The organism is Lacticaseibacillus parakribbianus (assembly GCF_025490915.1).
Classification (GTDB): Bacteria; Bacillota; Bacilli; order Lactobacillales; family Lactobacillaceae; genus Lacticaseibacillus; species Lacticaseibacillus parakribbianus.
The window spans coordinates 172,352-194,994 of sequence record NZ_JANQBA010000002.1; the positions used below are offsets into that span (position 1 = coordinate 172,352).

At 63.2% G+C, this 22,643-nt stretch carries 16 protein-coding genes and 1 pseudogene; 2 read left to right on the plus strand and 15 right to left on the minus strand.

All coding sequences use genetic code 11. The features are described 5' to 3' along the window. Positions 1-253: 253 nt before the first annotated feature. The 8 genes from NUH19_RS02815 to NUH19_RS02850 form a co-directional block, all read right to left on the minus strand. Positions 254-1,207, minus strand: a complete 954-nt coding sequence (locus NUH19_RS02815; RefSeq protein ID WP_262315047.1) for a LacI family DNA-binding transcriptional regulator — start codon at positions 1,205-1,207, stop codon at positions 254-256. A 153-nt stretch (positions 1,208-1,360) separates the two neighbouring features. Continuing rightward, on the minus strand, positions 1,361-2,218 hold the full coding sequence (locus tag NUH19_RS02820; RefSeq protein ID WP_262315048.1) for a sugar ABC transporter permease: 858 nt from the start codon (positions 2,216-2,218) through the stop codon (positions 1,361-1,363). 2 nt (positions 2,219-2,220) lie between these two features. Further along, on the minus strand, positions 2,221-3,579 hold the full coding sequence (locus NUH19_RS02825) for a carbohydrate ABC transporter permease (RefSeq protein WP_262315049.1): 1,359 nt from the start codon (positions 3,577-3,579) through the stop codon (positions 2,221-2,223). A 431-nt stretch (positions 3,580-4,010) separates the two neighbouring features. After that, positions 4,011-5,246, minus strand: a complete 1,236-nt coding sequence (locus NUH19_RS02830) for an extracellular solute-binding protein (RefSeq protein WP_262315050.1) — start codon at positions 5,244-5,246, stop codon at positions 4,011-4,013. 144 nt (positions 5,247-5,390) lie between these two features. Then, entirely contained in the window at positions 5,391-6,056 is a 666-nt protein-coding gene (gene pgmB, locus NUH19_RS02835; protein WP_262315051.1) for a beta-phosphoglucomutase, read from the minus strand. Then, a complete protein-coding gene (locus tag NUH19_RS02840; RefSeq protein ID WP_262315166.1) occupies positions 6,049-8,313 on the minus strand; it encodes a glycoside hydrolase family 65 protein in 2,265 nt (754 codons plus the stop codon). Before NUH19_RS02840 ends, pgmB begins: the two co-directional genes overlap by 8 nt. Before the next feature lie 76 nt (positions 8,314-8,389). Beyond that, a complete protein-coding gene (locus tag NUH19_RS02845; protein WP_262315052.1) occupies positions 8,390-10,279 on the minus strand; it encodes a glycoside hydrolase family 13 protein in 1,890 nt (629 codons plus the stop codon). Positions 10,280-10,330: 51 nt separating this feature from the next. After that, complete coding sequence (locus NUH19_RS02850; RefSeq protein WP_262315053.1) at positions 10,331-12,058, minus strand: glycoside hydrolase family 13 protein; 1,728 nt, start codon at positions 12,056-12,058, stop codon at positions 10,331-10,333. 51 nt (positions 12,059-12,109) lie between these two features. Between NUH19_RS02850 and NUH19_RS13155 the strand changes: the two are divergent. Further along, positions 12,110-12,304 (plus strand): annotated as a pseudogene (locus NUH19_RS13155) (hypothetical protein); the annotation flags it as partial. A 3-nt stretch (positions 12,305-12,307) separates the two neighbouring features. Here the strand turns inward: NUH19_RS13155 and NUH19_RS02855 are convergent. From NUH19_RS02855 to NUH19_RS02865, 3 genes are all read right to left on the minus strand, one after another. After that, positions 12,308-14,830: a cytochrome c-type biogenesis protein CcmH gene (locus tag NUH19_RS02855; RefSeq protein ID WP_262315054.1), complete on the minus strand. Its 2,523-nt coding sequence runs from the start codon at positions 14,828-14,830 to the stop codon at positions 12,308-12,310. Between the two features lie 220 nt (positions 14,831-15,050). Further along, positions 15,051-17,570, minus strand: coding sequence for a DUF4381 domain-containing protein (locus NUH19_RS02860; protein WP_262315055.1), 2,520 nt, complete (start codon positions 17,568-17,570; stop codon positions 15,051-15,053). A 225-nt stretch (positions 17,571-17,795) separates the two neighbouring features. Further along, positions 17,796-18,476 carry a 2,3-bisphosphoglycerate-dependent phosphoglycerate mutase gene (locus NUH19_RS02865; RefSeq protein ID WP_262315056.1) on the minus strand — a complete coding sequence of 227 codons (681 nt, stop codon included), beginning with the start codon at positions 18,474-18,476 and terminating at the stop codon, positions 17,796-17,798. A gap of 147 nt (positions 18,477-18,623) precedes the next feature. On the opposite strand from NUH19_RS02865, the gene NUH19_RS02870 reads away from it, so the two are divergent. Further along, positions 18,624-19,427 (plus strand): GHMP family kinase ATP-binding protein, encoded by an 804-nt coding sequence (locus NUH19_RS02870; protein ID WP_262315057.1) that lies wholly within the window; start codon positions 18,624-18,626, stop codon positions 19,425-19,427. A 289-nt stretch (positions 19,428-19,716) separates the two neighbouring features. Here the strand turns inward: NUH19_RS02870 and NUH19_RS02875 are convergent, their stop codons facing one another. The 4 genes from NUH19_RS02875 to proB form a co-directional block, all read right to left on the minus strand. Further along, positions 19,717-19,959 carry a hypothetical protein gene (locus NUH19_RS02875; RefSeq protein ID WP_262315058.1) on the minus strand — a complete coding sequence of 81 codons (243 nt, stop codon included), beginning with the start codon at positions 19,957-19,959 and terminating at the stop codon, positions 19,717-19,719. A gap of 67 nt (positions 19,960-20,026) precedes the next feature. Continuing rightward, positions 20,027-20,275 (minus strand): hypothetical protein, encoded by a 249-nt coding sequence (locus tag NUH19_RS02880; protein ID WP_262315059.1) that lies wholly within the window; start codon positions 20,273-20,275, stop codon positions 20,027-20,029. Between the two features lie 110 nt (positions 20,276-20,385). Next, entirely contained in the window at positions 20,386-21,627 is a 1,242-nt protein-coding gene (locus NUH19_RS02885) for a glutamate-5-semialdehyde dehydrogenase (RefSeq protein WP_262315060.1), read from the minus strand. Then, the gene (gene proB / locus NUH19_RS02890; RefSeq protein WP_262315061.1) at positions 21,624-22,436 is read right to left on the minus strand and encodes a glutamate 5-kinase; all 813 of its coding nucleotides are present in this window, start codon (positions 22,434-22,436) and stop codon (positions 21,624-21,626) included. Before proB ends, NUH19_RS02885 begins: the two co-directional genes overlap by 4 nt. Between the last annotated feature and the right edge of the window lie 207 nt (positions 22,437-22,643).

Below are 22,643 nucleotides of genomic sequence, written 5' to 3' on the forward strand. Positions count from 1 at the left end.
GCCTCGGTGAGGCGGCCGCCCGTCAGCACGACAGGCCCGGTCGCCTCACCGAGGCGCTTTTGGCATTCTCACCGGAAGGCCGCAGCGGCGACCATGGCGCGGTCGTGGCACCCGCCGTGATCACCGTGAACGCCACGGTCTGGTGACCACACTTAGGTTGCGGCGACTCCCGCCAACTGAGGTGAGCTCTGCCGGAGCTGCGGCGACCCGCACCTAGTTGCGCCGACCCCCAGCGCCTGGCGACCCCCACCGGCTAGCTACGCGTCGTGCCCCGCGCCACCAGCGTCGGGGTCAGCAGCACCTCGCCTTGCTGGGCCCCGCTTTGGCCGATTTTGGCCAACAACATCCGTGCGAGGTGTTCGCCCAGGTCCGGCACCTGCTGCTGAACGGTGGTGAGCTTGGGGTTGGAGACCTGATCCAAGAAGACGCCGTCGAAGCCGATGACGCCAAAGTCGGCCGGAATCCGGCCGCCCTGGGCCGCGATTGCCCGGACCACGCCGATGGCCAGGCGGTCGGAGGCGCAGATGAAGCAGGTGTTGCGGGCGAACTTGCGCCAGTTCTCGGCGATGAACTGCTGCGAGGCGTGGCTGTGGTTGGGCATGCGGTGAATCCGCGGCACTTGGCGATGTTTTTGCAGCGTGTTGATGTAGCCGGCCTCGCGGGAGTACTCGAAGGGCTCCTTGACGTCGATGCCGATGAAAATGATCGACTGGTAGTTTTTGGCCAGCGCGTATTCCGTCGCCTGCTGGGTCCCCAGCTTGTTGTCGGTGTCGATGAAGTCGTAGCCGTAGCGGTTCTCGCCGAACAGCACCAACGGTTTTTGCAGCTGGTCCAGCCACGGCTGGTCCTTGGTTCGCGCCCCGGTGATCAGGAACCCATCGGCGTTGCCGACGCACAGCCGATTGCGGTCGGTCACCAGCTGCAAAGCGTACTGCTGGCGGTCCAGCCCCTTGGCGATGCCGAACAGCAGGCTCATGTAGTAGGGCTCGGTGGTGTCGACGTCCTCGAGAATCAGGAACTTCACCACGTTGGTGCGATTCTGCGCCAGCGCCTTGGCCGCGCTGTTGGGCCGGTAATCCAGCGTCTTCATCGCGGCCTCGACCAGGCCGCGCAGCTCGGCGGTCACCTGCTCGGGGTGATTAATCACCCGCGACACCGTCATTTTGGACACATTCGCCTGCTTAGCCACATCCGATAGCGTAACCATCCCATCACTCCCTATACCAATTCTCATTCCATTGTAGCACGTCCGGTCGGCCCGGCCCAATCTGCGAACCGCCACCACTTTGTCAAGCAAAAGACGTCTGAGTCGGCTCGTGGTCGCCACTCAGACGCCTTTTTCACTTGATTAGTGGGATGATCAGCCTTTATCCGCCCCGGCGGTGATGCCGTTGACGTAGAACTTCTGCATGATGACAAAGAGTATTGTGATCGGAATGGCGATGATCACACACCCGGCGATGAACTGGGTGAAGTACGTGGTCGACGCCCCGCGGGTGCTGTGCAGCATGTTGTACAGGCCGTACGCGATGGTGTAGTCCTTGGCGTTGCCCGACGAGCTCAGGATGATGCCCGAGAAAATGAAATCGATCCACGGCCCGATGAACGCGGTCAAGGCCGTGTAGACGATAATCGGCCGCGACATCGGCAGCCCGATGTGCAGGAACACCTGCCACTTGGTCGCCCCGTCCATGATTGCGGCCTCATCGATGGCCACGGGAATCGTGTCAAAGAACCCCTTGGCGATGTAGAACCCAAGCCCCGCCCCGCCGACGTAGACCAGGATCAGGCCGCCGAGGTTCAGCATGTTGAAGTTCTTCAGGATGTAGTACAAGGCGATCATCGACATGAAGCCCGGGAACATCCCCAGCACCAGCGCAATCTGCAGGAACGGCTTGCGGAAGTGGAAGCGCAGCCGCGACAACGCGTAGGCCACACAGATGGTGACAAAGGTCGACAGCACCGTGGTGATCAACGACACGAACAGGGTGTTTCGAATCCAGTAGACGAACGGGAACTGGTCGCTGCTGAAAATGCCGATGTAATTTTGCAGCGTGAACTGCTCCGGCCAGATGGTCGAGACGAACCCGGTGTCGTTGTACGAAAAGCTCGCCAGGATGATCCAGACGATGGGGAAAATCCAGACCACCGCCAGCAGGATCAGCAGTGCGTAACGCAGAATCAGAGACAGACGCCTTTTGGCACGATAGGAATTCATGGTTAACCCTCCTTAAACGCGTTGGTTCGCCGGTACGCGATCAACGAGAATGTGGCACTCAGGATGAAGATCAGGATGCCCAGCACCGCCGAGGCGTTGTAGCGCTGCGTCTGCCCGAAGACCAAGTTGTACAGCCAGGTCACCAAGAGGTCGGTGTCGCCGGCGCCGTTGTAGTTGTTGTTCATCGGGTAGCCGCCGGTCAGCAGGTAGATCACGTTGAAGTTGTTGATGTTGCCGATGAACTGCTGAATCAAGGCCGGCGACATCACGAACAGAATCTGCGGGAAGGTGATCGAGCGGAAAACCTGAAAGGCCGAGGCCCCGTCCATTCGCGCCGCCTCAATCTGGTCTTGCGGCAGGTTCTGGATGATCGCCGTCGACACCAGCATCGACACGGGAATCCCAATCCACATGTTGACCACGATGACCGTGATTCGCGCAACCAGCGAGCTGGCCGAGGCGCCGATGAAGTTGATTGGGCTTGAGATCAGATGCCAGTTCATCAGCAAGTTGTTCAGGGGTCCTTGCAGGTCCAGGAACTGCGCCATCATCAGAAGCGACACGAACTGCGGCACGGCATAGACGATGACGAAAATCGTTCGCCAGAACCCTTTGTGCCGAATGCCCTTGGACTCGATCAGCATCGCCAAAAGCACCCCGAAGAAGAACGTGGTCGCCGTGGCCGCCACCGCCCAGACCAGCGTCCAGCCCAGCACCGGGAAGAAGGTGCCGGCCAGGTCGCCGGTCAGCACGTTGCCGAACGCCTTGAAGCCGGTCCAGGAAAAGCCGATCGGGTGCTTGCCGTCGTAGTTGGTGAAGGCCATGGAGATCATGTACAGGGTCGGCAGGATAGTGAACAACACGATGCCGATGATGGGAATCGCCAGCAAGGTGCTGTGCAGCCGCGAGTCCAGCAGGCTGTGCAACTCCTCGCGGTTGGTCGGCACCGGCTCGCCCAGCTTGATCTGGGTGTAGAGCTTTTTGACCGAGCGCAGGTTGGCGACGTACAGTCCGATCATGCCCAGTACGATCAAGACGGCCAGCACCCCGAACAGCAGGATGACCACGGAATTGTCCGGCAGCTTAGTCAGATAGACCCCCTGGGCCTCATCGAACACGACCTGCTTGGACTTGATCTCGCCGAGGTTACTGAGCATCATCAAGGCGCTGATACCGCTGGCGATGAACCACGCGATGAAGGCCACTTGGATGCCCAAAAAGGCGAGGCCCTTGGCCCATTGCTTGTGAACCAGCTGGGCGAGGCCCATGACGATGAATGATAGCTTGAAGCTGGCGTCGCCCTTCTGCCACACTTCCCCGTAGGTCACGGCATTCGGTGACTTGCTCTTGTGTCTAAACATATTTCTCCCTCCAATTGACCATGATGGGCCGGTGTGGCGCAAACAGGTGGTTGTCCAAAGCGCCTACCATGACGCCGCTCACCGCGGGTGAGCGGCGCGAGCTAGGAGCTTGGCGCAAAACGGGTGGCGCGGATGAGGCGGTGGTGCGGTATCGCTGGTCGGTCGGCTGAACGCTCGGCTCCGCCCTGGTTCGTCGGGCTACTCCGAGCATCGCGGTAGCGCATAGCTTGGGCTGTCACTTGGGGCGAAGGTCACGCCCCAAGCGCCACCCTACGCTGTGCGTCCCGCTAAACGCTCGGCTACGCCCTGGTTTTCGTCGGGCTACGCTGAGCATCGGCGACACGTCCAGCTAAGGCCGTCACTTGGGCCAAGTTCGGCCCAAGCGCCACCCTTGCGCTTGCCGGCCGCCTAAACGCTCGGCTCCGCCCTGGTTACTTCGAAATTGCATCCACGAAGGTCTGCAGCTTGTCGGCGTATTGGGCAGGCTTGATCGAGCCGTTGTAGGCGCCGTTGATCAGCGGTGCGGAGAGGTTCCAGAAGGTCGCCATCTGGGTCATTTTCGGCATGATGGTCGAGTAGCCGGTTTCGCTCATCGTGATCACGGCCTTGGCCACGGGGTCGGCGGCGACGGTTGCATCGGCCTGGGCCGACTTGTCAACCGGGATGGCGCCGGAGTTCTTGTAAATCACCAGCTGGGAGGCCTTGTTGGTCACGAATTCGGCCAGGGTCGCCGCGGCCTTCTGGTTCTTAGTTGCGGTGTGAGAGTTGACGGCGAAGCACCCGATGCCCAGGAAGGCCTGCATCTGGACTTCCTGGCCGCCGACGTTGATGGTCGGGTAAGGCGCCACGGCGAAGTTCTCACCGAGGATCTTCTTGATGTTGGCGGCGTCCCACGGGCCATCGAGGATCGCCGCGGCGTTGCCGGACTTCAGTTGGTTCAAGGCGTTGCTGGTTTGCATCACGCCCTTGTTGGCCTTTTGCTGGGCGAACCAGGTCATCGCGGCCACGCCCTTGTCAGAGTTGACGTCGGTGCCCTTCAGCGTCTCGCCGTCCTTGCCGTACAGGTAGGTGCCGGCCGATAGGAACACGGGGTAGAAATTGTAGGCGTTGGTGAAGTCGGTGGCCAAAACGCCCTTCTTAGTCATGGCGTCCCAGGACTTCACGTCGTCTGCGGTGAGCTTGGACTTGTTGTAGTACACGGTCTGGGCCTGCTGCGAGGTCGGGTACCCGTACATCTTGCCGTTCCAGGTCACGCCGTCTGCAGCGGCCTGAACCATGTCGGCCTTGACTGTTTTCTCAGCGGTCGGCGACAGCGGGTTGATGTAGCCCTGATCGGCCATCGAGCCCAGCTGGTCGTTCGGGACCTCGAAGACGTCGGCCGCCTTGCTCGGGTCCTTGCCGACGTCGGTCTTGGCGTTGGCGGAGCCGTTCGGGCTTTGGGTGACGGTGACCTTGACCTTCGGGTACTTCTTGTTGAAGTCCTGCACGATTGTCTTGTAGTACGGGACCTTGGTGGTGTCGACCCACAGCTTGACCGTTCCCGAAACCGCCTGGGTGGTGGTTTTCTTGGTCGTGTTTGTGGTCGTGCTGCCCTTCCCGCAGGCAACCAGGGCAACCGTGGCTGCCAGCGTGACGGTACCCAACAGAACTTTCTTCCATGAACTCATAAGTGATTCCTCCCCAATTATTGGATGATGGCCGAGCCAACGTGCCGCCGTCACAGGTTCGCGAGTCGCCCGGCGACGACAACGGCTCGCAAGTTAACTCCCTTAACTTAAGTGTCGCATGATGAACCAGGTGAAGTAAAACAATCAGCTCACCGACTTGCCAAAGGCGGTGCGAATCGCCGCCAGGTCCAGTGCGGCGGTGCTTGGCACCACCAGGTCGGCTTGGTGCAGCACCGCCGCATCGCCGATGCCGACGGCGAACTGCCCGGCGGCCTTGATCGCCGCCACGCCGGCACTGGCGTCTTCGAAGCTGACCACCTCCCGGGCGGCCAAGCCCAACAGCGCCTGGGCCTTGACGAAAATCTCGGGGTCCGGCTTGCCGCGGTGCAGCGTCGCTGGGTCGACCACGCCGGTGAAGTCAGCGGCAATCGACAGCCGCTCCAGAATCGCCGGCGCGTTCTTGGACGCCGAGGCGATCGCCATGGTCAACCCGCTGGCCTTGGCCTGGGCCAGCAGCCGCGGAATGCCCGGCAGCAGGTCCTTGGGCGTCAGATGCGCGATGGCCTGGCGGTAGCGGTCGTTCTTGGTCGCCGCAAACGCGGCGCGTTCGGCTGGCGCGTAGTCCTGCGGTGGTCCGTAGCTGAGCACGATCGTCAGCGATTCCTCCCGCGAGCGGCCACGCAGCGCGTCACCGGCCGCGGCCGGCAGCGTGATGCCGAGGTCTTGGGCCACCGAGCCCCAGGCCGCCAGGTGCAGCCGGGCGGTGTCGGCCAACACGCCATCGAGGTCAAAGATCAAGCCTTTAAGCATCGGCCACCTCCCGGGTCAGGTGCCGCACCTGACCGGCGACTTCGACCGTCAGCGGTTCGCCGGCCATAAGCGTCACCGTGGTGCCACTCGCGGCCACCGCGACGGCCAGCTGGCGGCCGCGGTAGGTCAAGGCGAAGCGGTACCCCTGCCAGTGCTTGGGCAAGAATGGCTTGAAGCTCAGGCGACCGCCGGTGTAGCGCATCCCGGCGAAGCCCTGAACGATTGCCAGCCAGCCGCCGGACATCGAGGTGATGTGCAGCCCGTCTTCGGTGTCGTGGTTGTAGTTGTCCAGATCCAGCCGGGCGGTGCGGGCGTAAAGTTCGACGGCCTTATCCGCCTTGCCCAGCTCGGCGGCCAGAATCGCGTGAATCGAGGCCGACAGCGAGCTTTCATGCACCGTCAGCGGCTCGTAGAAGTCGAAGTTCGCCTCTTTTTGCTCGCGGGTGAAGCGGTCGTTCAGGAAGTACAGGCCCTGCAGCACGTCGGCCTGCTTGATGAACGGCGACCGCAGGATGCGGTCCCAGGACCAGTGCTGGTTGATCGGCCGCTCCGCCGCCGGAATGGTGCTGGCCGGGCGCAAGTCCTTATCCAGGAACGTGTCGTGCTGAACGAAGATGCCAAGGTCATGATCGACCGGGTAGTACATGCGGTCTTGAATGTCTTGCCACCGCGCCTTCTCGTCGTCGCTCACGCCAAGCGCCGCGACCACATCCGCGTCGGCCAGCGGCAGCCGGCTGAGCGTGTACTCCAGGCACCAGGCCGCCATGCGGTTGGTGTACCAGTTGTTGTTCACGTTGTTCTCGTATTCGTTGGGGCCGGTGACGCCGTGAATCATGTACAGGCCGCGCCGCTTGGAAAAATGCACCCGGTCGGCCCAAAAGCGGCTGATGCCGACCAGCACCTCGATGCCGTCGCGGTTGACGTAGCGCTCGTCGCCGGTGTAGGCGGTGTACTGGTAAATCGCAAAGGCCACCGCGGCGTTGCGATGCAGCTCTTCGAAGGTGATCTCCCATTCGTTGTGGCACTCGATGCCGTTGAAGGTCACCATCGGGAACAACGCGCCGGCCAGCCCCTGCTGCTGGGCGTTGTGATACGCCCCAGGCAGCTGGTCGTGGCGGTACTGCAAAAGCGCCCGGGTGACGCTTGGCGGCGTCACCGCCAGGTACATCGGCACCACGTAGGCCTCGGTGTCCCAGTAGGTCGCCCCGCCGTACTTCTCACCGGTGAAGCCCTTGGGCCCGACGTTGAGCCGGGTATCTTCGCCGTAGTAGGTCATGAACAGCTGGGCGATGCTGAAGCGGATGCCTTGCTGCGCCGCCACGTCGCCGTCGATCACCACGTCGCTGGTCGCCCAGCGCTTGGCCCAGGCCGCGGTGTGTTCGGCCAGGGCCTGCGCGAAGCTTACGGCTTGGACCTGGGTCATCAAAGCGGCGGCTTGGGCCGGCTGATCCGCCGAGGCGACGTCGCGACTGGTCAGGACCACGACGTTTTTCTCCAGGCTCGCCGCCTCGCCGGTGGCCAGCGGGATGCTGACGACCTCCTGGAGGCTGCCCGGGGCCGTGGTGCGAACCCCTTGCACCGGCTGGCCGTCCAGGCGCAGCGCCTGCCGGTACAGCACGGTGAACTGCGGAACGCCGAAGGGATTGGGCCGCGTCTGCAGCTGGATGGTGCCTTGGGCGGCGTCTTCTGCCAGCGGCTGCCAGAAGCGGTCCGCGTAGTTGCTGTCCTCGTTGGTCACGTTGCCGTCGAGTCCGGCGGCGACTGCGACCGTCGCGGCGCCTGCCAGGCACTCGGCCTCAAGGCTCAGGTAGGCGGCCTCTTTGATGGCGATGCTGACGAAGCGCCGGAAGGTCAGGCGAACCGTCGCCCCGGCCACCGCCACGGTGAACTGCCGGGTCAACAGTCCTTGGTGCAGGTCCAAGTCCAGCGTGAAATCACGGTGCGGCACCTTCGCCAGGTCGATGGCGTGGTCGTTGATGGTGACGCGCAGGTCGGCGAAGCGCGGCGCGTTGATCGCCTTGCCAAAATACTCGGGGTAGCCGTTCTTCCACCACCCCACCCGAGTCTTGTCCGGGAACCAGACGCCGGCCAGGTAGGTCCCGGACAGCGAGTCGCCGGAGTACCCTTCCTCGAAGTTCCCGCGCATCCCCATGTAGCCGTTGCCGATGGCGGTCAGGCTTTCGGCCAGGCGCATATTCGCCCGGTCCAGGTGGTGCGTGGTCAGGCGCCAAGGCGCGATGTCAAACAATCGGTTGATCACAGGTTCGCTCATATTCTTCACTCCGTTTCGCTTTACACTTATCAGTTTAGCGGGGTGAAACCGTTTTTACAATTCATCGGTCCCTGTTACCGCTATCAGAATCGGTCTGGACCTCAAGGACGAAGCCGCCCGGCAGCAGCTGATCGGCGACCGTGGCCTGGCTCAGCGCCGCCCGGCCGCTCACCGGCTGCGGTGCCGTCGTCGTGTTGAACCAGCCGGTGAGCTGGGTGGTGCCCAGCCGCCGGGTGACCCGAAGCAGCCCGGTCGCGGTGACTTCAAGCGCGGTGCTGCCCTGGGCCAACACCGCGGCGTGTTGCCGGCGGAAGGCGACCAAGGCAGCGACGTGCTGCCAGGTGCTTGCGTGAAGCTGGGTCCAGTCCATCGGCTTGCGGTCGTCCGGATCGTCGGCCCCGGTCATTCCCATCTCCGTGCCGTAGTACAGGCACGGGCTGCCCGGCTGCAGGAAGGTGAAGGCCAGCGCCTGCAGGGCCAGGTCCAGGTTGCCACCGGCCACCGTCAAGAGGCGCTTGGTGTCGTGGGAGTCCAGCATGTTGAGCATCATCGTGTTGGTCTGGTCGCGGTATTTCATCAGCTGGTCCTGCAGCCTTTCGCACAGCTGGCTTGCCGTCGCCCGGTGGGTGAGAAAATGGTCCTCGATCTGCTGGGTGTAGGCGTAGTTCATCACGCCGTCGAACTCCAGGCCGTTGAGCCAGGGCTGCGCCGAGTGCCAGACCTCGCCGAGGATGTAAAAGTCCGGCTTGATGGCGACCAAGGCCGCCTTGAACCGGCGCCAGAAGTGGTGGTCGACCTCGTTGGCGACGTCCAGCCGCCACGCGTCGATGTCGAACTGCTTCACCCAGTACGTCGCGATCTCAAGCAGGAAGTCCTGAACGGCCGGGTTGGCGGTGTTGAGCTTGGGCATGTTGGAACCAAAGGCGAACGTGTCAAACTGCGGCGTTCCTTCGCCTTGCGTCGGGTCGCGGTACGGCGCAAGCGGCCAGTCGTGAATGTGAAACCAGTCGGCAAAGCGCGACTCGGGACCATTTTGCAACACGTCTTGCCACTGCAGGGACTGGGCCCCCAGGTGGTTGAACACGGCGTCTAGCATCACCCGCATGCCACGGGCATGGGCCGCGTGGACCAACTGGGCAAATAACGCCTTGTCGCCGAAATCCGGGTCAATCTCGAAGTAGTCGATGGTGTCGTACTTGTGGTTGGACGTCGCCTTGAACACCGGGCAAAAGTACAGCCCGTTGACCCCCAGTTCGACCAGGTCGTCGAGGTGATCCAACACGCCTTGCAGGTCGCCGCCGTAGTAATCGTCGCGGCCCGGGTGGTCTTCCGGTCGCCACGGCAGGGTGCCGGCCGGGTCGTTGGTCTTGTCCCCGTTGGCGAAGCGTTCTGGGAAAATCTGGTACCACACGGTGTCTTGGACCCAGGCCGGGACCCGGACGCGGTCGCTGGCGTGGAAGTACGGCACCCGAAAGTAATTGCCCATGTCCTGGCGGGTGGCCTCACCCACCGATCGTGGTCCCCGGTCGCCGAACGCGACGGCGCCGCTCGCATCGCTGACCTCAAAGAGGTACTGCAGCCTGGCGTATGGCGCCGTCAGCGCGACGCCCCAGTATGCGTGGCTTTCGCCCTCGCCGAGGCGCCGCAGCGGCAGCGTCTGGTAGCCGAACCGCGTCGGCCCCTGCGCCGCCGGGGCCTGGGCGGTCGGGGCGACGGTCGCGGGGTCTACCGCGGCGTCTGCGGTGGTGCTAGCGGCCGCGTTGGTGGTTGCCGTGGCGGCCGCCGCTTCCGAACCGGCCGCGGCGTCTGGCACCTGCCAGTACGGGTCGCCGAACACGACCCGCACGGCGGTGACGTCCTTGGCGGTGCGAAGGCGCAGCCGCAGCGTCGAATCATTGATCAGGAAGCAGTCCTCACTTTCGGGCCGGTGAGCAATGGCAGCAATGTTCATGGTTAAGTCTCCTTTGTGGGATCGTTTTGGGGCGTTCAGGTCAACCGCCGGCTAGCGCGTCGTCAGCACCACGCCGGCGTGGGGGCCAAGCTTCAGCGTGTCGCCGTGGCGCGTGACCACGCCGGCGGTCAGCTGGCGGGCCATCCCGGCCAGCGGCAGCTGCAGCACGGCCGGGGCGGCACTCAGGTTGACCGCCACCAGCGCCTGCCGGTCGGCCAACGTGCGGCGGTAAGCGTAAATCGTGTCGGCGGTTGACAGCAGCTGGTAGTTGCCGGTGGCAAACAGCGGCTGCTTCTTCAGCGCAATCAGGTCGTGGTAGAAAAACAGCAGGCTGGTCGGGTCCTGATCCTGCTCGGCCGCGGTGGCGCCAGCGGCGGCCCGGCCGGTCAGCCACGGGGTGCCGGTCGTGAAGCCGGCGGCCACCGGTGCGGTCGATTGTGCGGTCGCACCAATCGCCGCGGCCGCGCCGTCAGCATCGGCGGCTTCAGCGCCGGCGATCCCGGCGTCGCCCCAGGGCATCGGGCCCCGGGCCGGCAGCTTGTGGGTGCGGTTGACCCAGGCCAGCGCCTCTTCCGTCGTGCCGCCGGCCGCCTCGACTTGGGCCACGAAGGCGGTGACGGTCGCGTCGGCGAAGGCCGCGGGGTCGGGCAACTGCAAGTTTTGCATCCCCAGCTCCTCGCCGTAGTAGATAATCGGAATGCCGCGCTGCAGGTACATCAGCATGGCCAGGCTGCGAGCCTGAATCGGGTCATGCGCCACCCGCGTCGCCAGCCGTGCCATGTCGTGGTTGCTCCAGTACAGCGTCGGTGGCGCAACCAGCGTCTGCTGCCAGGTTGCCTGAACCCTTTTGAACGCCAGCCAATCCATCTCGCGGGGCTGGTAGGCCGCCGGCAGCTGCGGATTCGACACCGGCCGGTCCGTGAAGTAGCGGAAGGTCACCACGCTGTCCATCAGCTGACTGGACTTGGCGGTGTAGGCCGCCGCCAGGTCGACGCTGGCGCTGGCCGCCTCGCCGAGCAACAGCGCGTCCGGGTAGTCGGCCTTGATGTGCTGGCAAAACGGCTGCAGCCAGTCTTGCACCTGCGGTCGGTTGGCGAAAAACGGCTCGGCAATCACCGGTTCGTCGTCTCCGGCCGCCGTCGGCCAGTCCTGCTCAAGCGGCGCCTTGGCGATGTGGATGAACGCGTCTAGCCGCAGCCCGTCGATGCCCTTGGCCAGCCAAAAGTCGGCGACGTCTTGCATCGCGTGTCGCACCTCGGGATTGGCCCAGTTGAGGTCGGGCATCCGCCGGTCGAACAGGTGAAAGTACGACTGCCCGGAGCCGGCGGGGTCTTCGGCCCACACCGAGCCGCCGAAGAAGCTGCCCCAGTTGTTGGGTCGCCGGTTGTTTTGCCCCGCGAAAATGTAATAGTCGCGGTACAGCGAATCGGCCGAGTGAATCGCGTCTTGGAACCAAGGGTGCTGATCGGAAGTGTGATTCATCACGAAATCCAGAATCACCCGCAACCCCGCGGCGTGAAGCGCGGCGACCAGCGCCTCCAGGTCGGCCATCGTCCCCATCTGCGGGTCGACGGCGTAGTAGTTGGCGACATCGTAGCCATTGTCGACCTGCGGCGAGGTGAAAATCGGGTTGAGCCACACCGCGGTCACCCCCAGCGCCTTGAGGTAGGGAATTCGCAGGCGAATGCCGTTGAGGTCGCCGACCCCGTCGCCGTTAGAATCCTGAAAGGACTTGGGGTAAATCTGATAAATGATGGCCTGATCGGACCAAGTCGTCATGGGGATACCTCCTGTTCATGTGCGTGAGCCTGAAGCCGCGGCTTCTCTTACCTATACCAGCGTATGGGAATCCGCCGAGCGGCACAAGCATTCGGCCGCTGTTACCGGTCCCAATCGTGCGGTCGCGGCCTGATACCGTTAACAGACGGGCGGTTGCACGGCTGGTCCAGGGTCGCCGAGAACACGCCAAAAAGGGCCAGCCGGTGGCGACCCGGTTGGCCCAATTCGGTGATGATGTTCAGTTAGCGGCTAAAAGCCCGGGTACTTTTTGAATTCGGCGGCGTCGTCACCCAGCGTGAAGCTGAGCACCATCTTGTGATCGCCGGCATACTTGTCGTCGCCGGTCCAGTGCCAAGTCCAATTGAAGTTCCCGAACGTGATTTGACCATTCACGATTTTGAACGGCACGTCCCAGTCCTCGAAGTGCAGCGTGTTGCCGCTGATGGTGTAGGGCTCGTTTTCGACCATCGCGTTGCGACCCAGCCACCCGACGCGCATCTGGTGATCATCGAGGAAGTAGCCGAAGGGCCAGTAAACATTCAGGGTGTATGGCGCCCGGTCCTCGGCATACGCCTTGGCGAAGGGTTCGCCGTCGAACTGCTCGGGCATCATCTGGAAGGACTTGCCGACCAGCTGCTTGGTGAGGCCATCGGCGTTCGACGCGGTCTTGTCTGCCTTGTCGGCGGTGGCCTTTTTCTTGGTGCCGGTCTTGCCGTCGAGCTTGAATAGCTGGTACTTGAACTCAAGCTCCTTGGATTCCACTTTTTTGCCGTGCCAAAGCATTGGCAGTTCGCTTTCGGCCTTGCCGGTCAGCAGCACGTCGCCTTCGATTGACCCGGCCGCCGCCAAGGCGAAGTGCGGCACCACCTTGCCCTTGGCGAAGGTGAAGGTCCCGTCGGCCTCGAATTGAAGCCCCGCGAACGCGTCGAGGTCGGCCGGCGACACCGACTGGAGGATCATCAGCTTGGTTTTGGCGCGGAAGCCCAGCTGCGCGGTTCCCTTCGCCTCGACTTTGCCTGAGGACGTGATGTCGGTTTTGCTTTGATGCTTGAACTTCTTGCCGGTTTGGAAGGTCAGCGAGCCGTTTCGGGCGATCTCGAATTTGTACGTGCCGGTGAGCTCACCGCTCAAGTCGAGCACCAAGTTGACCGGCAGCTCGACGCTGACGCCCCAGACTGGCGTGGGAAAGCGCAGGGTGCCGACCGGCAGACCTTCCGCCAGGCTCCCAAAAAACGAGTCCTTAGGTGCGTCCTTGGTGTCGCCGGCCAGCTTCACCTCTATCGTGTTGCCGAAGGTCACGGTATCGGCCAGCTTAGTCTTGGTCTTGTGGGTAATAAAGTTGGTGTGAACCGAGAAGTTGACCTCCCCCGAGGCCGCCATCTCGTCGCTGACGCTAAACCCGGTATCGCTGTCGTCGTCGCCGTCCTTCTTATCTTTAGTCGCAGCCTTGGCGGCCTTCTTGTTCGGGTACTTGTACTCGAAGCTGAATTTTTGCGCCTCCACCACCTTGGCCTGGGCGTCAAACACGGTTCCCGCGTGTGACCACCCGGTGTGTTCCAGCCCGACGCCTTGCGCCGGCTGGCCCGACACGGTGACGCCCGGCGCCGGGACGAACACGGCCTGGTCAGCCGACACCGTGGTTGGCGGCGCATCCACTGTCGCGACCACCGCGTCGACCTTCGCATCGGTCACGGTCAAAACGGTCTGGGTCGCCTGGACCGCAACGCCGGTCACCCGCACCGCGGCGCCGCCGTAGTTGTAGCCGAACGGCGGCAGGTACAAGCAGTCGCCGACGCGGTAATCGGCCGTCGTGTCGTTGACGATCACCCGGGCATGGGCCGGGTCGATGCGGTAGCCGGCCGTCGTCTGCAGCGCGGCCGCGGTGGTTTTCAACACCAGGGTGCCGCCGTTTTTGGTCAGCGCCTGGCCGAGCCGCAGCTTGCCAGTGGCCGCCTTCACCTTGTAGGTGTTGCGACCGCCCGGCGTCAGGTTCGCATCAAGGCCGGCGCCGCTGATGCGGTAGCGGTGCGACTTGACCAGGCGGGTCGCCAGGACGCCATTTTGCAGCGGCACGGTTCGCTTGGTGGCCGCGTCGCGGTCGCTCACCGTCACCCGGGCAAGTTTGTCGCCGCTCACCCGGGCGGTGAACGGGACCAGCACCGTTTTGGCCACCGTATCGTAGCGAATCTGGGTGGCCACCGCGTAGACCTTGCCGTCGCGGGTGAACCGCACCTGGCTGTGCATAGACTCGGTCGCCGTCACCGGCCGGTTCAAAACCAGCGCCAGACCGCCGCCGGTCAACCCAATCAGCACAATGGCCGTCGCCGCGCGGCGCCGCCGCAGCAGCCAAAACGCGCCGCCTGCGCCGAGCACCACCACGAAGGCGCCGGCCGCAAGCCACCAGGTCGCGTGGCCGGCGTAGTGAACCGTGGCGCCGGGCTCGGCCACCGTCACCTTGCCGGAGCCCGGCGCCACCGTGAAGGCCAGCCGCCGCTGGCCGCTCAGCCCGAAGCGCTTGATGCGCCAGGTCAGCTTGCCGCTTTGGCCGGCCAGCGCCTTGGGCAGCGTCGCGGTCACCCGCACGTTGCGGTAGTCGCGGTTGCTGTTGTTTTTCAAAATCAAATCGTAGCCGTTGGCCGTCGCGTTCTTGACGATGGCCGTCTGCAGCGGCGCGGTGGCCGCCGCCACCGGCTGCGGTCGCCAGGCCAGGCCGACCACGGTTGCGACCAGCGCCACCAGGGCCACCAAGGCCGCGCGTGTTCCTCGTTTCATCATCCAATCCCCCTACTTCAACTCCGTTTGACGCATCAAAAAAGCCAATCCGCGAAAATGGGGCCGCCGCGCTGTTTTGCGCGACCGGTGACCCCTTTTCCAAAGATTGGCTCAACGATTCTGACACGCACTGGGTAAAACGTTAGCACAGTCGGCCACACGCGCCAACCGGGAGGCTCAATCGTGACTAACGGAAGTAGTTAACGACCCCATTCGGCGGTCAGGGCTTCTCAAAGCCCGGAATCTGCTGAATCTGGGCGGTGTCGTCGGAAAGGGTGAAGGACAACGTCACCTTGTACGTCTTCGTGGCATCAGCACGACTCTGGACCACATTCTGGAACGTGATCTGCCCATTCGTCACGGTGAACGGAATGGCGTAGGCGACACCCTGCTGGTCCTTGAAGCGCAGCCGGTTGCCGGTGGTCGTGTAGGTCACCGTTGCCACCGGGAAGTTCCCGCTGTAGTAGCTGACCTTCATCCGGTGGTCGTCGATGAAATAACCGAACGGGTACAGCACTTTCGTCACCCACCCCGGCGCAAAATCCTGCGGAAAGACGACCTGCGGGTCCTTGCCGTCGATCTGCTCGAGCCTCATCATAAACGATTTGCCCGGCAGCAGCTTACGCGGATCGTTGGCCGCAGCCTCCGCCCTTTTCTTGGCGGCTGCTTCGGCTTTTTTCTTTGCGTCGACTTTTTTCTTTTTGTCTGCCTTCTTTTTCGCCGCTGCCTTCTTCTCTCGTTCCTCCTTGGTGCTGTACTTGAAGAGTCGCAGCTTCCATTTTAATTTCTCGCTTTCCAGCGGTTTCCCACCCCAGAACTTCGGTAACTTACTCTCCGCCTTCGTACTTGAAACGAAACTACCTTCGATTGAGTAATCATTGGTACTACTATTTGTTAGTGTGACCAAATCCTTGGAAAATCCAAATTTTGCGTGGCCTTCTACCTCAAAGCCAAAAGTTCCGTCGAGATCAACTGGTGAAAGCTTCTCTAGCACCATTAATTCTGGATTGACGTTTTCCCCCACGGTGAGAGTGCCCTTGATATCAGCCGAGCCTTCACAGGTGGGTGTTATCTTACGCGTCAAGCTGGCCTCACCCTCCTCTGAAATTTCAGCAGTCGCACTTTGCGTAACGGCCAACTTAACGCTTGCTTTCAAACTGCCGTCGAATTTAACAAAAATTCTCAGTGGCGCATGAACGCTGATGCCTGGTAGCGGCACTTTGAAGTATATGTTACCAATTTCAATACCGTCCGTTAGCTTTTTTAGTGCCTTAATATCCTTTGTGCTCCCCTTAATTTCAAGACTCGACTCGTTACTAAACTCAAGTTTTTCAGAGAGGCTGGCACTATTTTTATGTGTCAAAAAGTTAATGTGGGCCTCAGCCTCAAGTTTGCCAGAGAATTCAAATTCATTACTGAGACTGATTTTACTATCTTCTCCGCGTTCTTTTGACCACTCGATTGAGACCTTTTTTGCGCCAACTGCCTCAAAGGCGGGATTAATAGATCCAAATCTCGTCTTCTCCATCCCCACCCCGGCCACGGGCTGACCGGACACCTTGACGCCGGGGGCCGGAACGAACATGGCTTGGGCGACCGACACTTCAGTCTTGGGCGCATCCACCGTCGCGACCACCGCGTCGACCTTGGCGTCGGTGACGGTCAGGCTCGTCTGGGTGGCCTGGGCATCGACGGCCGTGACGCGAACCGCGGCGCCGCCGTAGTTGTAGCCGAACGGCGGCAAGTACAGGCAGTCGCCGACGCGGTAATCGCCGGTCACGCCGGCGACGATCACGCGCGAATGGGCCGGGTCGATGCGGTAGCCGGCCGCCGTTTGCAGATCGGCCGCGGTGGTTTTTAACACCATCGTGCCGCCGTTTTTGGCAATGGCTTCGCCCAATTGCAGCCGGCCGGTCGCCGCCTTCACCTTGTAGGTGTTGCGGCCGCCGGGCGTCAGGGTAGCGTCAAGGCCGGCGCCGCTGATGCGGTAGCGGTGCGACTTGACCAGCCGGGTCGCCAGGACCCCGCCTCGCAGCGCGACGGTTCGCTTGGTGCCGCCGTCGCGGTCGCTCACGGTCACGCGAGCAGGCGCTTCGCCGCTCACCCGGGCGGTGAACGGGACCAGCCGGGTCGCACCGACCGCGTCGTAGCGAATCGCCGTGGTCACGGTGTAGACCTGACCATTGCGGGTAAAACGGGCCTGCCCGTGCGTTTCATCCGTCGCGGCCACCGGCTGCAGCAGCGTCAGCGCCAGGCCACCGCCGGCCACGCCGATCAAAAGCAGCGCCAGCGCCGCCTTGTGCCGCCGCCAGAGCAAAAAGGTCCCGGTGCCGCCGATCAGCACCACCAGGGCGCCAGCCGCCACCCACCAGGCCTGAAACCGCGCGTATTGGACCTGCACCGCCTTGGTCGCCACGGTGACTCGGCCCGACTGCGGATGAACCGTGAACGGCAGCCGCCGCTGGCCGCTCAGCCCGAATTTGGCGACGCGCCAGGTCAGCTTACCGCTTTGGCCGGCCAGCGCCTTGGGCAGCGTTGCGGTCACCGTCACGTTGCGGTAGTCGCGGTCGCTGTTGTTCTTCAAAATCAAATCGTAGCCGTTGGCCTCACCGTTCTTCACAATCACGGTTTGCAGCGGCTGCCCCGCGGCCGCCACCGGCTGCGGTCGCCAGGCAAACCCGACCACCAACGCGAGCAGCGCCACCAGCTCCATCAAGGTGGCTTGCAGTCTGTGTAACATGTCTCAACCTCCATTGCCGATTTTGCAATCGGCCGCCCTCACCATTTTGGCGCAAAAAAATAGCCAACCCCCAAAATAGTCATCGCCACGCGCGTTACGAATATGCAACTCGCGGCCTGTGATAATTATTTCATGTGATTAGCTAATCGATTTTCACAAATCTCGTGTTATAACGATTATATTTTAACCCCGCTATAACGAAACCGCAACCAAAAAGTGGCCGCATCAATGCGTCGGCAGCACCCGCTTGCTCAGGATGTTCAGCCCGGCGTCCAGCTTGTAGACGATCGGCTGGGCGTTGGCGACCTCGACCCCGTCGATGGCCGCGTCGCTGATGCCCTCCAAGTACTTAATCAGGGCCCGCAGCGTCGAGCCATGGGCGACCACCAGCTGCGGTTGCCCGGCGATCAGCCGCGGGGCAATCTCATCCACCCAGTACGGCACCAGCCGGGCCTCGGCGTCCTGCAGACTTTCGCCCCGCGGCACGATGGCCCGGGGAAAGCCGGCGTAGCGCCGGCCGCCCTGGGCATGGGCCAACAGCGGCGGCAGGTCGCAGTAGCTGCGGCGCCAGGCCGCCACTTGGCTGGCCCCGAACAGGTCGCGGGTTCGCTGCTTGTTCAGGCCGCGCAAGGCGCCGTAGTGGCGTTCGTTGAGCCGCCAGGACTTGGTGATCGGCAGCCAGTTTTGGCCGATCGCGTCCTGCACCAGGTAGGCCGTCGCGATGGCGCGTTGCAAAACCGAGGTGTGAACGTGGCCGAACTGGATGCCGGTCGCGGCCAAAGCGGCGCCGGCGGCCTGGGCCTGGGCCACGCCCTTGGCGGTGAGCGGGACATCCGACCAGCCGGTGTAGGTGTTCGTGAAGTTGGCGGTGCTTTCTCCGTGCCGGAGCAGAACTAATTCGACCATGTGGCGACCTTTCGCGAGCGTTGCGACGCCCGGTTTTCTTAGCTTCCATTATACCCTGATTCAAATTTTTTTGAAAATGGGTGGAAAATGAGATAACGGTTAGATATACTTAGTTACATCTAATCGAATTCTGGGAGCGTGTTGTCTATGAAAATCTGGGTCCCCGGGACGGTCACGTCCCTGGTGCAGCCGGCGTTCGCCTTCGCGATCGACCGCGGGGTGACCGTGACGGTCGGACCGGCTTGGTACGAGTGGGAGGTCGCACACGCCGACCCCACCCTGCCGCACGATGAGTCCAATCTCATCGTCGCCGTCGCGCAGACGGTGGCGCCGGGGCTGGAGCCGCACCAGCTGTCGGTCGCCTCGACGCTGCCGACCGGCATGGGCCTGGGCAGCTCCCTGGCCGCCACGCTGGCCGGCGTCAGCCTGGCCAGCGCCTTGGGCGACCACCCCTTGAGCGAAAACGAACAGATCGCCCACACCGCCTTTTTCGAGCCGGACGAGTTGGCCATTCGCACCGCCTTGGCCGGCGGCGGCCTGCAACAGGGCGAAACCGGCACCGCCCCGTTGAGCATCGCCGGGCTGCAAGGCGCCGTCTACCTGCCGACCCAAGTGCCGGCCGTGGCGGTGCCGGCGCGACCGACGCTCGCGCCACCGGCCATCGCCGACCTGCTGGCGGCGATGCAGCGGTGCGACGGCACCTGGTTGCGGCGGCATTTTCCCCTAGAGGCGCAGGTCACGGCCAGCTACTACCCCCACGCGGAAATGGTCTCCCGGGCGGTGGTCGCCACCGGCGGCTTCGCTTGCTTCGCCTCGGGCAACGGCCCGGCCCTGATCTGCTTGGCCCCGGCCGCGCTGCCCGACTTCCTGGTGCGGCTGCGCGAACGCCTGACGGCCGGCACGGTCCTGCCGCTAACAATCAGCGAGGAAGGGCTGAGTATCAGAGCGTGAGCCCGAGCGCCCTTAGCGGGACGGGTAGCCTAGCCGTGAGGGTGGGGCGGGGTTGTGCCCCGACCGCGCGGCGTAGCTAGCCGCTCCCGCGTTGCTCGGGGGAACGCGTTTAGAGCGTGAGCCCGAGCGCCCTTAGCGGGACGGCTAGCGCAGGGTCCGGCTTGGACCGCGAGCCCGTTGCTGAATTCAGGACATGAACGCAAACACCCGCGACGCGGAACTGAAGCTGCTGCTTCGGTCTCGCATCGCGGGTGTTTTGGGCTGGCGCGGTCGCCGTTGGGAATCAGCCCTACTTGGCGTCGTCCGGCTTCGGGGGCTGAACGGCCTTGCCGTTTTGGGTCATGTGCTTGTAGTTCACAACGGTCTTGTGCTTCAGGTCCTCGACGACCTCGGCATCCGCGTTGTCGAACTTGTCGATGGTCAGCATCGCGGAGTTGGCGTACAACTTCTCGATGGTGCCGGTGAAGGACAGCGGCACGTTCGCGCTTTTCTTGACGTCGACCGTCGATCCTACTGTAATTTCTTGTGCCATGTTTTCCCCCGTATCTTTGCCTAAGTGTCGCAACTGTTCTTATTATACCACAACGGGGGCAAGACACTCAGCTGGCGGAGATGATCGGCGCCGTTGCCGGCTCGGGCTGGCCCGGCACCAGCACCTCCATGCGTCTGTTGGCGATCACCGTCATGTGCAAAAGCTCACGCGCATTCATGCGGTCCTTGGGGTCGAACTCGTCGATCTGCACCAGGCAGGAGTTCTCGTAGCACTTGGTCACCGTGCCGATGAAGTCGTGTTCCATGTTGCCGTTCGCCTGGCACTTGACGACGGCCCCCTTCGTGATGTTGGTCATGTGAAAGCCCTCCCAATATTTTGATAACTAGAGTATATCAAAATCCGGGTTATGGTAAAAATAATTTTTAACTTTTTATTTTAAAGAAGTTGGTTATCGCAACGATTGGTTCAGCCGCGAATCTGACCGCTGCCGCGAATCGCGTACTTGATGGTGGTCAGCTGCGCCAACCCCATCGGCCCCCGGGCATGCAGCTTCTGGGTGCTGATGCCGATCTCCGCCCCGAAGCCAAACTCCGCGCCGTCCGTGAAGCGCGTCGAGGCGTTGACGTAGACACAGGCGGCGTCGACTTCGTTCAGGAACCGCTCGCTGGCCGCGTAGTCGTTGGTGACGATGGCTTCGGAGTGGCGGGTGCCGTGGCGGTTGATGTGGGCGATTGCATGGTTCAGGTCCGGTACCACCTTCACGGCCATGATCAAGTCGTTGTACTCCGTCTCCCAATCCGCTTCCGTCGCCGGCGTCATCGCCGGCCACAGGGCGCAGGCGGCCGCGTCACCGCGCAGCGCCACGCCATGCTCGGTCAGGGCCTGGGCCAACCTAGGCACCGCCTTTTTCGCAATCGCCTCATGCACCAACAGCTTCTCGGCGGCGTTGCAGACGCTGGGCCGTTGCACCTTGGCGTTGACCACGATGCGCTCGGCCATCGCGAGGTCGGCGGCCGCGTCGACGTAGATGTGGCAGTTGCCGGCGCCGGTTTCGATCACCGGCACGGTCGCCTCTTGCACCACCGCCTGAATCAGCCGGGCGGAGCCGCGCGGAATCAGCACGTCCAAGTAGCCGTTCAGGTGCATCAGGGCCGTGGCGCTGGCGCGGCTGGGGTCTCCCACCAGCTGCACCGCGGTCTGCGGCAACCCGCAGGACGCAAGCGCCGCCTGCAGCACCGCGGCCAGCGCTTGGTTGGTCAAAAGCGCCTCGTGACCGCCGCGCAGAATCACCGCGTTACCGCTTTTGAGCGTTAGGGCCGCGGCGTCGACGGTCACGTTCGGCCGCGCCTCGCAGATCATCCCGATCACGCCCAGCGGCACCCGGCGCGGCTGAATCTCGAGGCCGGCGTGGGTCACCCAGCCGGCGTCCAATCGCGCGGTGGGATCCGGCAGCGCCGCCACTGCCCGGACCCCGGCGGCCATGTCGGCGATTCGCGCTTCGCTCAGGCGCAGCCGGTCCAAGAACTTGGTCGGCGCCGTCGCGGCCGCCGCCAGGTCCTGCGCGTTGGCGGCCAAAATGGCCGGCGTCGCGGCCTCGAGCTGCGCCGCCATCGCGAGCAGCGCCGCGTTTTTGTCGTCGGTGGTCAATTGGGCCAGCTGCGTCGCCGCGGCTCGGGCGGCCTGACCCATGGTGGTTAAGTTCGTCATTTCACGTCCTCCTTTTCGGCTGGGGCGAACCAGGTGCCGATGGCCTCGCCGGCCACCACCTGCAGCAGCACCCGCGGATCCGCGCCGCTGCACAGCACCATCTGCTTGCCGGCGTCAAGCATCGTGGCCGCGGCCTTCAGCTTGGTCACCATGCCGCCGGTGCCAAAACGGCTGCCGGTGCCGCCGGCCCGTTCGATCTGCGCTTGGGACACCGCGGTCACCCGCGGAATGCGCGAGGCCGCCGGGTCGCTGCGCGGATCCGCGGTGTACAGGCCGTCGATGTCGGACATCACGATCAACAAGTCGGCGTCGATCTGCGTGGCCACCAGCGCCGACAGCTGGTCGTTGTCACCGAAGGTCGTGCGGTGGTCGAGCTCATCGACGGCGACCGAGTCGTTCTCGTTGATCACGGGAATCGCCCGGGCGGCGAGCAGCGCGTCGATGGTATCCAGCACGTGCTGGCGCGACAGCGGGTAATCGAACACATCGTGCGTCAAAAGCAGCTGGGCGGCCTGGGCGTCGTAGTCGGCGAATCGCTGCGAGTACAGGCGCATCAGCTCGCTTTGGCCGATCGCCGCAAGCGCCTGTTGGGCGGCGATGGCGGCCGGCCGCTCGCTGAGGTGCAGGCGGTTGAGCCCGACCCCGATGGCCCCGGAGGTCACCAGCACGACGGCCAGCCCCTGGTTGGTCAAGGCGGCCAAGGCGTAGGCCAGGCGGTCGATGGTTTGCAGATTGATGGTGCCGGAGGGGTGAATCAGGCTGCTGGTGCCGATTTTGACCACCACCCGGCGGCAGTTGAGAACACGCATGAGCGACTCCTTTTTGCGCAAAAAAGCCCGCTTTGATCGAGACACCCAAGCGGGCGGTACCATTCTCGTTCAAAGCTAGGCTTTGCGCTTTTTAATTGCGGATTAAACTGAGGGCTTGGCTAGGATTCGGCATCGTACACGGTGTTTCCAGCTTCCCACCGCTCTCTGGGTACGCCTACTTGGGCCAAGAAATTATCTGAATTGTAG

Bases quoted from the DNA above. Each gene is read 5' to 3' on its own strand.
- NUH19_RS02815 (WP_262315047.1), bottom strand. From the start codon at position 1,207: ATGGTTACGCTATCGGATGTGGCTAAGCAGGCGAATGTGTCCAAAATG.
- NUH19_RS02820 (WP_262315048.1), bottom strand. From the start codon at position 2,218: ATGAATTCCTATCGTGCCAAAAGGCGTCTGTCTCTGATTCTGCGTTAC.
- NUH19_RS02825 (WP_262315049.1), bottom strand. From the start codon at position 3,579: ATGTTTAGACACAAGAGCAAGTCACCGAATGCCGTGACCTACGGGGAA.
- NUH19_RS02830 (WP_262315050.1), bottom strand. From the start codon at position 5,246: ATGAGTTCATGGAAGAAAGTTCTGTTGGGTACCGTCACGCTGGCAGCC.
- pgmB (WP_262315051.1), bottom strand. From the start codon at position 6,056: ATGCTTAAAGGCTTGATCTTTGACCTCGATGGCGTGTTGGCCGACACC.
- NUH19_RS02845 (WP_262315052.1), bottom strand. From the start codon at position 10,279: ATGAACATTGCTGCCATTGCTCACCGGCCCGAAAGTGAGGACTGCTTC.
- NUH19_RS02850 (WP_262315053.1), bottom strand. From the start codon at position 12,058: ATGACGACTTGGTCCGATCAGGCCATCATTTATCAGATTTACCCCAAG.
- NUH19_RS02855 (WP_262315054.1), bottom strand. From the start codon at position 14,830: ATGAAACGAGGAACACGCGCGGCCTTGGTGGCCCTGGTGGCGCTGGTC.
- NUH19_RS02860 (WP_262315055.1), bottom strand. From the start codon at position 17,570: ATGTTACACAGACTGCAAGCCACCTTGATGGAGCTGGTGGCGCTGCTC.
- NUH19_RS02865 (WP_262315056.1), bottom strand. From the start codon at position 18,476: ATGGTCGAATTAGTTCTGCTCCGGCACGGAGAAAGCACCGCCAACTTC.
- NUH19_RS02870 (WP_262315057.1), top strand. From the start codon at position 18,624: ATGAAAATCTGGGTCCCCGGGACGGTCACGTCCCTGGTGCAGCCGGCG.
- NUH19_RS02875 (WP_262315058.1), bottom strand. From the start codon at position 19,959: ATGGCACAAGAAATTACAGTAGGATCGACGGTCGACGTCAAGAAAAGC.
- NUH19_RS02880 (WP_262315059.1), bottom strand. From the start codon at position 20,275: ATGACCAACATCACGAAGGGGGCCGTCGTCAAGTGCCAGGCGAACGGC.
- NUH19_RS02885 (WP_262315060.1), bottom strand. From the start codon at position 21,627: ATGACGAACTTAACCACCATGGGTCAGGCCGCCCGAGCCGCGGCGACG.
- proB (WP_262315061.1), bottom strand. From the start codon at position 22,436: ATGCGTGTTCTCAACTGCCGCCGGGTGGTGGTCAAAATCGGCACCAGC.